General features: G+C 40.9%; 10 protein-coding genes and 2 pseudogenes. 11 read left to right on the top strand and 1 reads right to left on the bottom strand.

Going from position 1 to position 12910, the window contains the following annotated elements:
* The first annotated feature begins 275 nt into the window (after positions 1-275).
* The 6 genes from MHI14_RS12755 (at position 276) to glnA (ending at position 6618) form a co-directional block, all read left to right on the top strand.
* Positions 276-839 (top strand): DUF402 domain-containing protein, encoded by a 564-nt coding sequence (locus MHI14_RS12755; protein ID WP_091029289.1) that lies wholly within the window; start codon positions 276-278, stop codon positions 837-839.
* 110 nt (positions 840-949) lie between these two features.
* Complete coding sequence (locus MHI14_RS12760; RefSeq protein ID WP_062834999.1) at positions 950-1921, top strand: AAA family ATPase; 972 nt, start codon at positions 950-952, stop codon at positions 1919-1921.
* 119 nt (positions 1922-2040) lie between these two features.
* Positions 2041-3327, top strand: a complete 1287-nt coding sequence (gene hflX, locus MHI14_RS12765) for a GTPase HflX (protein ID WP_076331536.1) — start codon at positions 2041-2043, stop codon at positions 3325-3327.
* An 83-nt stretch (positions 3328-3410) separates the two neighbouring features.
* Positions 3411-4664, top strand: a complete 1254-nt coding sequence (locus MHI14_RS12770) for a methionine gamma-lyase family protein (protein ID WP_091029295.1) — start codon at positions 3411-3413, stop codon at positions 4662-4664.
* Between the two features lie 82 nt (positions 4665-4746).
* Complete coding sequence (locus tag MHI14_RS12775; protein WP_056689944.1) at positions 4747-5160, top strand: MerR family transcriptional regulator; 414 nt, start codon at positions 4747-4749, stop codon at positions 5158-5160.
* Between the two features lie 129 nt (positions 5161-5289).
* A complete protein-coding gene (gene glnA / locus MHI14_RS12780) occupies positions 5290-6618 on the top strand; it encodes a type I glutamate--ammonia ligase (RefSeq protein WP_091029299.1) in 1329 nt (442 codons plus the stop codon).
* Positions 6619-6687: 69 nt separating this feature from the next.
* Here the strand turns inward: glnA and MHI14_RS12785 are convergent, their stop codons facing one another.
* Entirely contained in the window at positions 6688-7872 is a 1185-nt protein-coding gene (locus tag MHI14_RS12785) for a tyrosine-type recombinase/integrase (RefSeq protein ID WP_341131698.1), read from the bottom strand.
* Positions 7873-8790: 918 nt separating this feature from the next.
* On the opposite strand from MHI14_RS12785, the pseudogene MHI14_RS31115 reads away from it, so the two are divergent.
* The 5 genes and pseudogenes from MHI14_RS31115 to MHI14_RS12805 all read left to right on the top strand — a co-directional run bounded on the left by MHI14_RS31115 (position 8791) and on the right by MHI14_RS12805 (position 12793).
* A pseudogene (locus MHI14_RS31115) lies at positions 8791-9054 on the top strand (CD3324 family protein).
* Positions 9055-9215: 161 nt separating this feature from the next.
* Positions 9216-10238, top strand: coding sequence for a phosphotransferase enzyme family protein (locus MHI14_RS12790; RefSeq protein WP_249910813.1), 1023 nt, complete (start codon positions 9216-9218; stop codon positions 10236-10238).
* Between the two features lie 389 nt (positions 10239-10627).
* Positions 10628-10768, top strand: a complete 141-nt coding sequence (locus MHI14_RS12795; protein WP_341130421.1) for a hypothetical protein — start codon at positions 10628-10630, stop codon at positions 10766-10768.
* A 253-nt stretch (positions 10769-11021) separates the two neighbouring features.
* Positions 11022-11189: pseudogene (locus MHI14_RS12800) on the top strand (peptidase G2 autoproteolytic cleavage domain-containing protein); the annotation flags it as partial.
* 896 nt (positions 11190-12085) lie between these two features.
* A complete protein-coding gene (locus MHI14_RS12805; RefSeq protein ID WP_341130422.1) occupies positions 12086-12793 on the top strand; it encodes an adenosine deaminase in 708 nt (235 codons plus the stop codon).
* The last annotated feature ends 117 nt before the right edge of the window (positions 12794-12910 follow it).

Here is a 12910-nt window from a genome sequence, read left to right on the forward strand (position 1 = left end):
CTAAATAGCTACATTAAAAAACTGCTTCCCGGAATTTCGGTGAAGCAGTTTTTTTGTTATACGGAACCAACTGTAATAGCAGCTGATTTGATGAATAGGTGGGACAAAGCTTCATTTTGAGTGTAAACCTTAAATATGGTAAGCTGTAACTATTCGTAATACGTTGTGCAAGAGCGGGCCCAGAGCGCTGGAATCCATCAGGCGGACGTTATTACATTGTTCACCAATAACATCAGAGCAGGTCACGGACCTGTAGTCGGCAAAGAGGGGTTCGTATGAAACGGAAATTCGGGGACCGCGCGAACTGGCGCCGGATTACGAACCGACAATTCACATGCCGGTTCGTTCAATCCAAAATTTTCACAGGTTATATTACGTTGTACACCATACAGGATTTGAAAGAACCTTTGTGGAAAACTTATGGAGGCAGTACCTTCTGTATCGCAGATAAAGGTTATTCCTGGCTGCAATACTATCCGAAGGGAGAGCACTTTGTTGTTACGGCGATGTTTGACGATCAGGAACGGATTGTAGAGTGGTACATTGATACATGTCGTAGTCAGGGGATAACCGATCAGGGCGTTCCTTGGTTTGATGACCTGTATCTGGATGTCGTTGTACTGAAAGATGGAGAAGTATTTTTGCTGGATGAAGATGAGCTTGAAGATGCACTGTCACGGAAGCATATTACTACAGGCGATTATGACTTGGCTAACAAGACGGCAAAGGAACTGCTGCATGCCATTGATGCACATGTATTCCCATACTTTCAGTTATCACTGAAGCATAGGAAGAGTTTGTTTGAGAACGGAGAGTTTCGAAAAAACATTCAGATTTGAGACATCTACTTATCCGTAGAATTCTTCATGATCCTTCTAATATTGGAGCACCTGATAGAATACATTAATAATCAGGAGAGTTCAGCCCGATAAAATAGAGGTGATGGCGAATGAACGGACGGGTCATGGCTGCAGGAGAGCAACCAGGAGGCAGACCATCCAGACAAATTAATATTGTGTTGCGTAACCAGGAACCTCAGATGTTGGTCAAAGATGAAGCAGCGGCAGTACAGGCAGCCAAGAGTATAACCAAACATGCTCATTTCCAGGAGATACAGGGTGAATTGGAGCAACTGGTTGGACTTGAAAATATCAAAGACTTGGTATTTGAAATTTATGCTTTCCTACAGATTGCTCAGATGCGCACTGAAGCAGGCCTACTTAGTGGTGCGCACGTGTATCATATGATCTTCAAAGGCAATCCGGGAACTGGTAAGACCACCGTGGCGAGGATCGTTGCCAAACTCTTTCAGAAGATGGGGGTGTTGAGTAAAGGTCATCTTATTGAAGTAGAGCGTGCGGATCTGGTTGGAGAATACATTGGTCACACGGCGCAGAAAACAAGAGATTTGGTCAAGAAGGCACTCGGTGGGATATTGTTCATTGATGAAGCTTACAGTTTGGCCCGCGGGGGAGAGAAAGATTTTGGAAAGGAAGCTATTGATACGCTTGTTAAGTCCATGGAAGATAACAAAAATCAGTTTATACTAATTCTTGCCGGGTACTCGGAAGAGATTGATTTTTTTCTCCAGACGAATCCTGGATTACCTTCTCGCTTTCCCATTCAAGTGGAGTTTCCAGACTATAGCATTGATCAGTTGATTCAAATCTCTGAGATTATGGCCAAAGAGCGTGATTATATTCTAATGCCTCAGACCATACTCAAACTTAAGCAGCATTTGCTTCAGGAAAAAAATGATTCGCTGCATGCGTTCAGTAACGCCAGATACGTTCGTAATGCCATTGAGCGTTCGATCAGGCATCAGGCGGTTCGTTTGTTGGAACAATACTCGGAAGGCAGTCCAGGAAAACTGGAGCTGATGACAATCCGTACAGAGGATTTGAACTTTGAGCGAAAGTAAGCGATAATATAGTTTTTACACCAGCCGGCCGGGCCAACCGGTTCGGCTTAAGGCATGCCATGGCATATTCGTGGTAATGAATATCAACAGAATAGTAATTAGAGGGAGTGAACATATACATGACAAATGGCACACATGATACAGATATGGTCAAAAAAGATCGCGCCGTCTTGGTGAGTCTTGTTACGGATGATGTAAAACGTACAGGTATCAACCCTGAGTACTCTTTAGAGGAACTGGTGAAACTTGCCGAGACAGCTGGAGTGGAAGTGCTAAGTGTACTTTCCCAGAACAGGGAAAAACGTGATACCAAATGGTTCATTGGTAAAGGTAAGGTGGAAGAGCTTCGTGCGATTGCAGAGGAACTCGGAGCAACTACAGCTATTTTTGATCAGGAATTGTCAGGTGCACAGGTTCGTAACCTGGAAGAAACCCTCGATCTCAAAATTATTGACCGTACCCAATTGATTTTGGACATCTTTGCACAACGTGCCAACACTAGAGAAGGTATTATTCAAGTGGAATTGGCTCAACATAGCTACTTGCTGCCACGTTTGTCGGGTCATGGCAAGAACCTGTCCAGACTCGGGGGCGGAATCGGAACAAGAGGCCCAGGTGAAAGCAAGTTGGAGACAGACCGCCGTCACATCCGTGGTCGTATCGATGATCTGAAGCGTCATCTGGAAGAATTGACTCGTCATCGCAAGTTGCATCGTGAACGCCGCAAAAAGACAGGTATTGTTCAGGTGGCCCTCGTTGGTTATACCAATGCTGGAAAATCAACCTTGCTCAAACAGTTGACGGCTGCAGATGTGTATATTCAAGATCAGCTGTTCGCTACTCTGGATCCAACATCACGTACGATGGAACTTCCAAGTGGGAAAGAGATCGTACTTACCGATACGGTTGGTTTTATTCAAAATCTCCCGCATGATCTGATTGCAGCATTCCGGGCAACGCTGGAGGAAGTGAATGAAGCAGACCTGATCCTGCATGTTGTGGACGCCTCATCAGCTATGCGTGAAGATCAGATGCGGACGGTTAATACGATTCTGCAAGAACTTGGTTCAGGGGACAAGCCGCAGTTAGTCCTGTATAACAAAAAAGATGCGTGCACACCAGAGCAGCTTGAGATGCTTCCATTGGATAAAGGTCATATTAAGGTAAGCGCATTAGACTCTGAGGATCTGCTTAAAATCCGTGAATTAATTCAGACAGAGCTGACAGGTGATACGAAACGCTTCCGTATTCCGGCAGAACGTGGTGATCTTACGTCGGTACTCTACAAAATTGGTGATGTAGTGGATACCAGCTTTGAAGAGAATGATGTAATTTATGAAGTTGAATTGCAAAAAGGTGAATATGAGAAATTTGGTTATATGCTTGAAGAATTCATTGAATTGTAATATTCATGACACATTGATGTGATAAGTTACACGATAATGGATATTCAACGTCAGATTCGTGCTATGAAGGGGAATGAAGTAAGATGGTAAGCTTTGATTCAGAAATATCTGAACTTCAACGTCAAGTGGAGCGTCAGATTGAAGGACAACTGCAACAGATTGATCGGATCACAGATCACAATCAATGGAAGGTGATTAATGCTTTCCAACAGCGAAAAGTAAGTGATTTTCACTTTGCAGGTTCAACAGGTTATGCCTATAACGATCGTGGGCGTGAAGTGCTTGATGAAGTATATGCTGATGTTTTCGGCGCGGAAGCCGCGCTGGTGCGTCCTCATTTTGCTTCAGGTACTCATACGATTAGTACAGCTCTCTTTGGAGTTTTGCGTCCAGGTGACGAATTATTGTACATCACGGGTAAGCCTTACGACACATTGCATAAAGTTATTGGCAAACCCGGTGATGGTACAGGTTCATTACGCGATTTTGGCATCGGTTACCGTGAGACGGCCTTAACTGATGAAGGTGGAGTGGACTGGGCAGCAGTTGAAAAAAGCATTACACCGGCTACAAAAGTTATTGGGATTCAACGTTCACGTGGTTATGACTGGCGCTCCTCCTTCTGCGTTGCTGAGATCGCTGACATGGTTACGCGTGTTAAAGCGCTGAAGGAGGATGTCATCGTATTCGTAGATAATTGTTACGGTGAATTCACAGAGGAACGTGAACCGACAGAAGTCGGAGTTGATCTGATGGCCGGATCACTGATCAAGAATCCTGGTGGAGGCATTGCGGAAACCGGTGGATACATATGCGGGAAGGAACAATACGTACATCTGGCAGCTTATCGTCTAACAGCCCCTGGAATCGGGGGAGAGGTGGGAGCGATGCTGGGGACAACACGTGGCATCTACCAAGGACTTTACATGGCACCGACAATTGTAGGACAAGCTATCAAAGGAAGTACGTTTGCTGCTGCGATGTTTGCTGAATCTGGATTTGTAACCAAACCCGCCTGGAATGAAGCTCGCACAGATCTGATCCAGGCTGTTCAGTTTAGCTCTGCTGAGCATCTGATCGCCTTCGTGCAGGGGATTCAGCGTGCAGCAGCTGTGGATAGTCATGTGGTTCCTGAACCTTGGGATATGCCTGGTTATGAGCACCCTGTCATTATGGCGGCAGGTACGTTCATTCAGGGTGGAAGTCTGGAATTATCAGCCGACGCGCCTATTCGGGAGCCGTATATCGGGTATATGCAAGGCGGATTAACGTACTCTCATGTCAAATATGGCGTTTTGATGGCGTTACAGACTATGAAAGATCGTAAATTATTGTGAGTTTATCTAACACGTCATTGACACTTGGTAATAACTAAATGTACAATAGGGTGAAGAATAGATGACTGGAAGGTTGATGAACATGGGTGATGAAATTCGCAGAAATATGGCCTTATTCCCGATTGGTATTGTAATGAAACTTACGGATCTGTCTGCACGTCAGATTCGTTATTATGAGCAGCACAGCTTGATCGTTCCTGCGAGAACGTCAGGTAATCAACGTTTATTCTCTTTTAATGACGTAGAGAGATTGCTAGAGATCAAGGCTTTGATTGAAAAAGGAGTTAACATCGCGGGGATCAAACAAGTGATGAATCCTGTTTCGAAAGAATCCGAGGAAGCTACAGTTATCACGCCAGACACTGAAGTTAAACGCAGAGAGTTGTCCGATACGCAGTTGCACCGCTTGCTGAAGCAGCAGCTTGTATCAGGTAAGAGACCTGGACAAGTATCTCTCATTCAGGGAGAGCTTTCCCGATTCTTTAATAAAAAGTAAATTCGTATAACTTGGCGAGTGAGGGGAAAACATGCACTTTTGGTGTGAGACTCCTTGACCCGTGGAACTTTCTAATGTACAAATATAACAGGCAAGCCAAATACGCAGATAAGAAAGGGAGAGGTTATAGTGAGTTATACAAAAGAAGACATTCTCCGCATTTCGAAAGAAGAAAACGTACGATTCATTCGATTGCAATTTACTGATTTGCTTGGAGCTATCAAAAACGTTGAGATTCCTGTGAGTCAGTTGACTAAGGCTCTGGATAACAAAATGATGTTTGATGGATCTTCCATTGAAGGTTATGTACGTATTGAAGAGTCCGACATGTACCTCTATCCAGATCTAGATTCTTGGCTTATTTTCCCATGGGTTGCAGAGAACCGTGTTGCACGCCTGATTTGCGACGTATATCTTCCGGATGGTAATCCGTTCCCAGGAGATCCACGTGGCATCTTGAAACGAAACCTGAAGGAAGCCCAAGATATGGGATTCACTTCCTTCAACGTTGGTCCTGAACCAGAGTTCTTCTTGTTCAAAACTGACGAAAAAGGAAACCCAACTAACGAACTGAATGACCAAGGTGGTTATTTCGACCTTGCGCCTACGGATCTTGGTGAAAACTGTCGTCGTGACATCGTTATCACACTTGAAGAAATGGGCTTTGAGATCGAAGCTTCCCACCATGAGGTAGCTCCAGGTCAGCATGAGATCGACTTCAAATATGCTGATGCTCTGAAAGCTGCTGACCAGATCCAAACGTTCAAACTCGTTGTTAAAACGATTGCACGTCAGCATGGTTTACATGCTACATTCATGCCGAAACCGCTGTTTGGTATGAACGGATCCGGTATGCACTGTAACCAATCCTTGTTCAAAGGCAATGAGAACGCATTTGTTGATGAGTCGGACGAGTTGGGTCTGAGCAAAACTGCTCGTCACTTCATGGCTGGAACTCTGAAGCACGCGCGTGCGTTTGCAGCAATTACTAACCCAACTGTGAACTCATACAAACGTCTTGTACCAGGTTATGAAGCACCTTGTTATGTAGCATGGTCTGCTAGTAACCGTAGCCCAATGATTCGTATTCCAGCTTCCCGTGGTCTGAGTACACGTGTTGAAGTTCGTAACCCGGATCCGGCTGCTAACCCTTACCTAGCTTTGGCTGTTTTGTTGAAAGCAGGTCTGGACGGAATCAAACGTGAGCTTTCCTTACCAGCTCCAATTGACCGTAACATCTACATCATGTCAGAAGAAGAGCGTGTGGAAGAAGGTATTCCAAGCTTGCCAGCTGACTTGAAAGAAGCTTTGAATGAATTGATCCGCAGCGAAGTCATCTGTGACGCTCTCGGCGACCATGCCTTGGCTCACTTCTATGAGCTGAAAGAAATTGAGTGGGATATGTATAGAACACAAGTCCACCAATGGGAACGCGATCAATATATTACTTTGTACTAATTGAAAAAACCTTGTAACTACGGGGTTTTGAAGTATCTAGCCGGGGGACGTTTTGAGGAGATTGCACTTCTATTGAGGTTGCGTCCCCCAAATGTCCCCCGGTTTTTGATTTTCTGATCCAAAAATACGGGAAGTGTACTCTTCATATTTATCAATGTTCCGCTTCTCTAGCTTTTTAGAAATATGAGCATACACATCGGATGTAATTTGCACACTGCCATGCCCAAGTTGCTCTTGTACAAATTTTATGTCTGCCCCAGCTTCAAGCATGACCACGGCATAGGTATGTCTCAAGGAGTGAATTGTTAATTCCTCACTCAAACCAGCCTTTCTCAAAATCCTCTTCGAAGCATTAAAGAGACTAGATTTAGGCATCGGACTACCGTCGTTTTTGCACAAGACTAGGTTCAAATCGTGTCTGTACATTGACTCTCCTAAATTGATCTTATTTTGATTCTGCCATGAAGCATGATATCTTAAATCATTAATAATTCCGTTACTTACACTAATTGTGCGGGTAGAATTTCGCGTTTTTGTATCTCCGAAAAGTTCGTCCTCGTCTCCGGCTTGAAAATCGAGTGTTTCATCCACGCGGATCGTCTTTTCTTTGAAATTGATATCCGACCACCTGAGAGCGGCAGCTTCACCTTTTCGTAAACCCGTTTCAATGAGCACTTTGAAGAAAATCCAATAAATGTACGCGTCACCTCGAGCCGTATGAAGAAATTTGGGAATGTCCTCTGAATCAATGAATTGGATCGTCTTCTTTTTGTGCTCTCCTTTAATAATTGAACCTTTACATGGATTGCGTAATATTTTCCCTTGAATCAATGCATGCTCTATGGCTGAGTATACTGTTGAGTTAATGATCTCGACCGTTCGTTTACTGAGTCCCTTTTTAAATAGAGAGTCCAAAAAGACTTGATACATATCTGGTTTTAAATCCTGGAGCATCAGACGCTTAAAATAAGGTTTGATATGGGTGTTAAGATTGTTATCATGTAGTTTGATTGTGTTCTTTCTTACAACACCTTTTTTGTAATTATCAATCCAATTACGAATGTAATCGACCAAAGGAATGTCCGTCTGTTCGAACCCTTGCTTTAGCTGCCTTAAAAATTCAGCAGCAGCTAGTTCAGCCTCTGGTTTAGTTCGAAAGCCAGCCTCGGATTTCTCCTTTTGTTGTTGAGTGAACGGATCGGTGTACTTTAACCGATACCTCCAGCCGCTTTTTAATTTCTTAAAAATTGCCAATTTCATTCCTCCTACTAGAACGTTAGTTCTTTTTATGTGTATGTAAAATCGCCTCACGGCGATGCAAGCGCAAGTTAATCAATTTGAGGCGAGCAGTGAAATGTTTTTGTTGAAAGATGAAAAAGGAAGAACTTCGAATAAGAGTCGGAAAAAGATATTTTAAAAAAAATCATCAAAAAACGAGCCTTCGGTAACTAAGGCTCGTTTGTGCAGGAGTCATATTTGGCTCCAATAACTATGTTTGGATTAGTGCAGAAGTTTCTTGCGGAAAAGTAACTAAAACAATTCTACCCTATTTCACAGGATTTGACCATACTTTAGCTTTAAAGCTCGAGACCAGAAATTGTACCGATTGCCGAAAAGGACAAGGAAATGATCTGATTACCGATTAGATAAGTATTTAACTACTTGTCACTGCTCTAATTCATTAAGCTAGCGGGCAGTTTAGTTTAAGATTAAACTGCGGTGAACCATATCATCGCTAGTGATAAAGCAGAGAATTGAACTGGATATCGCATCGGCAACGCTGAGTTTGCAGGAAGGAGCTTAAAGTATTCACGTACTCGATACATGTGGAGTGTCTAATATTGATGGTTCGTAAGGAATAGATGAGATATGACAGTTTAGCTCAAACGACTTAATTGTATAGTGTTGACACTTCGCCCACTTGGAGTAATATGTTACTATTGAGATAGCATTCTATTTCCGATGAAGACATATTTTAGTTTGAATGTTATTTAGGAAGGAGAGACACTATGACAATGTTCGAGATATGTTCTATGCAAAGTCTATTTTATGAACAACGGCGGTTGTTTGTATAGAGCTAATAATATGTAACCGCTTAAATCTGGATAGTGATAATTGTTATAGTGTAGACTTTGTTACCTTAAAATTCAACTATTTTAAGGAGCGGCTATCATGAGATATGTAAATGCCGACATCATCTTTCCGGAAGAATTACTAAATGAAATACAAAAGTATATGAACGGTGAATTGGTTTACGTCCCTAAATCAAAAGGTTTGCGTAAAAAATTGGGGTGAAAATTCAGGCAGCAGAAAAATTATAATCTTAGAAATGATGAAATCCGGCGAAAGTTTCTCGATGGTGACACTATCGAGAAACTTTCAGATCGATTTTGCCTTTCAAGCGATACTATTAAAAAGATCGTTTATACAAAATAATAGCTTAACAAAAGTCGCATTGGAAGAAATTCCAATGTGACTTTTTTGTGTATAGTATAGTTTAAATTGTTTATTACATATTTTCAAGCTTTTACTATCGTTATAATAACATATAAGAGAAGTAGTTGATTTACTTCATAAAAACTGCAGGGGGATAACAAATGAATGATTTTTTTAGATTTGATACTGATGAAGAACGGCGGGCGTTATTAATCAGAGCAAGGAAAGTCGCTTTATCTGCAATTCGAAAGTATGACTTAGAATGGGATAACATCCAGTTTATTCAACTATCCGGCGATACGATCACGTATAAAATTGAAACCAGTACAGATAACAATTATTTACTTCGCATTCATTCGGACCGATTAAGCAGAGAGGAAATTCGTTCGGAACTCCTACTGTTACAAGCACTGAACAAATCGAAAGATCTAAAAGTACCAGAAGGGATGGCAAATTGTGATGGTATTTATGTATTGGAGATCGAAACAGAGACAGGATATAGGCGCCCTTATATAACGATGATGCGATGGATAGAGGGTGAAAAAGCAGCAGGTGAATTTACAGATAGTCAAGCATATAATATGGGTGTATTGATGAGCAGGCTCCATGAAGCAGCAAAGGATTTCAATCCACCTTCTGATTTTGTAAGACCTACTTGGGGAGTAGAAAGTTTTAAACGTGAAATGGCTAAGTTGGAACGTTACTATGAGCGTTTTTTATCCGAAGAGGGATGGAAGCTGTATCAAGATGCAGCTGAGAAGGTTGTATCCCAACTTACCACGATGCATCCAAGTGAACATAACTATGGACTCATTCATGCTGATTTACATACCGGTAATATGGTATTTGAGGATAATCAACCCTATCCGATTGATTTTGGAAGATGTGGGTACGGATATTATCTCTACGATATGGCAGGCACCATATTGGAGCTTTGGCCAAAGCATCGATGGATGCTTATCCAAGGTTATGAGAGTATTAGGAAGTTGGAAACGGACTATATTCGGGATCTGGAATGTTTTTTTGTCATGTTCATGATCGAGAACTCCTGCCATCACTCCTCTGATCCAAGAGAAACAACCAGTTTAATCGATGAACAAAAGTATGCCCAAGCATACATAAGAGAATATTTAAATGGTAATCCATTTTTATTCGAAGTGATCGAGCCTGTAAATGTGGATTAATACTAACCGATACCGGGCTAAAATAATGATATCTTATGGTGATGATTTACAATAGGTCGCTGTTTAGAGTGTTTGTTCGTATCATCTAGTTTTAAAAACGTGAGCTATGACTTCGAGTTTATATAAGATCTACTTGTGTACTTAGCGCTGAAACTTTTCTGTTTATTATAAAGATTTATACTTATTCATGAAGTTTGTCCGATCCAGTTGTTCTTCAGCTTCTCTAGTTCCCCCTTCATTTTGGGGGTATATTTTGACGGAGCTGTTTGGGTCGTTTCGTGATTTTTTAAACTGGCATTGAGTTGGAATGAAGGCGACTCGAATTGGTGGGTCGTCTTTTTTCTTTTCTAGGGGCTTGATGGTTTGCGCCGGATGTTCAGGTCAGCGAGATGCCAAATACGGTTGAGGCATTATGGAAGATCGAGCTTTTATATGGAAAGCATCCGTCCTATACGGAGAGTACGTATGCGGTAAAGTTAACAACAAAGCTGGAGGGGGAGCTTCGAAGTGCTCCTTGGTCAGCGATTTGAGGGATAAGTTCGATGAGTTCCTCAGAGATTTTAATGTTTTTGGAAGTATGGAGAAGGCAGAGCTGCATCAAACCATTGATTATGTGAAGCTTTAAACTTCATATTCTGCAGAATTAGCATAATGTATTTATTAAGAACCCCTTTTATATCTTTAAAGCCTCCTAATCCAATTGGACACTCGAAGCCACCTCAGATACACTAAATGAAATGAGGAGAGCGTCCATGAAAAGATGGAAACGGGGAGGTTACAGTCCCATCACACACGTTGAAAACAGCATTAATCAATCCTCAGTATGATCCTTTACAGACTTACGTTTCTCGGTTGGAGCGTCCAGAATGGGTAGCTGTAGGAATGATGGGAAAACTTCTGATAAGAGATGATGGCACATGTCGAGAGAACGGGTACTGTATAGAACGTTAGTTCTTTTTTTGTGTATGTAAAACCGCCTTACAGCGGTGTAAGCGCAAGTTAATCAAAGTATCGAACAGAGCAGTAAAATGTTGTTGTTGAAAGATGTAAAAAGGAAAATCTTCGAATTAGTAACAGAAAAGATATTTTACAAGATACATCAAAAAACGAGCCTTTGTATATAAGGCTCGTTTGTGCAGGAGTCATATTTGGCTCCGAAAGTTATGTTTAGTCTACTACATTTGTTTTATCGCTGAGAAAGTAACTATAACAATTCTACCCTATTTCAGAGAATTTGACCATACTTTAGCTTTATAGTTCATGTCCTTAGTTCGAGACCAGAACTTGTACCTTGTACCAAGTGTCGGAATAGAGATGTGTCTAATCATTGTGCGTTTAACTGAAAATATCATTTAGTATCCTAGCGCATGAGAAGTTACATATTATTATATAGCAACTGAAACGCTGAGATAGGGAGTCAGATATTAAAAAAACGAAATATAGTACTGAAAATAGCTGTTGAGCAAAGGGGATTATACTGGTTAAAGCTATCATCATAAATATTATTTAAAAACTTTAAGGTATATAAGAGAAATTTTACCAAATTTATGTTATAATATTTTTGAGTTGGAAATACAATACTTGATTCTGTGAACAAGAGGTGAGAGCAACTATGAAAAATAGAAACATAACAGGTATTGTATTGGCTATAATCTATTGCATTGTTCTTTACTTTATTTTAACAGATTCTCCGCCTGGTGAAGCTCCAAATAATCCGTTCTGGGTTTATTTGTTTATTCCAATTGGGGCTATTGTGATTACATCTTTGTTTGATTACGTAATCAAATTCGATTTTTTTAGAAAAAAGAAAGATTAGAATTGAATGGAGGACTAAAATGATACAAACAATGAAAATTGCTAAAACATTTTTAGCCGGAGTCATGCTTTCTACATCTATCTCAATTCCAGCATTCGCTCAAGATCAGGCAAATTCTTTACCAGCACTTCAAGTGGAAAATAGCCTTTTAGAACTAGTCGAAAGTACAACCGATAATTCCATCACTTTTAAAGACGGTTCTACATTAATTCAATATGACAGCTATTATATTGCAACAGATTTAAATGGTAAAGATGAGTTAAAAATTACAAAAGTTGATGAGACTAAAGTAAAGTATGAAAATCTTCAAACTGGCGAAGTGAATTATGCTACAAACGAAATAAAACCTATTCACGAAGATCTCAGTTTCTCGCCACAAGCATTAGCAGACGGTTATGTATATAAAGGCAAAGTAGAAAATTCCACAGAGATAATATATGCAACTGCTTCTGCAATAGCAGGTATACTTGCTTCCTTTATAGGAGGACCTGTAGGTGGTAGAATAGCGGGCATACTTGTAAGCATCGGTGGTTATTATCTTTCTAAGGATGCACCCAGAGCCTATTGGGTAACAAAAACATATACTAGAGATGTTAAGCATAGTGATTTTAATGCGACTTTATTCATCAGGAAAGACCATCATTATTACAAATATCATGATTATACCGGTTTTATTGATACCGCTTCGACAATCCAGACTTGCCAACCTTTTGGTTGTGGTCCAGTGAACGAATATTAAATCTATTTATGTCGGATAGAAAATATCCCATTAAAGTCGCTATTATAGCGGCTTTTTTGTTTTATTCGTACAAGTTCATTTTTCGATTACCGATTAGATAAATATTTAACTACTTAG

The organism is Paenibacillus sp. FSL K6-2393 (assembly GCF_038002545.1).
Taxonomy (GTDB): Bacteria; Bacillota; Bacilli; order Paenibacillales; family Paenibacillaceae; genus Paenibacillus.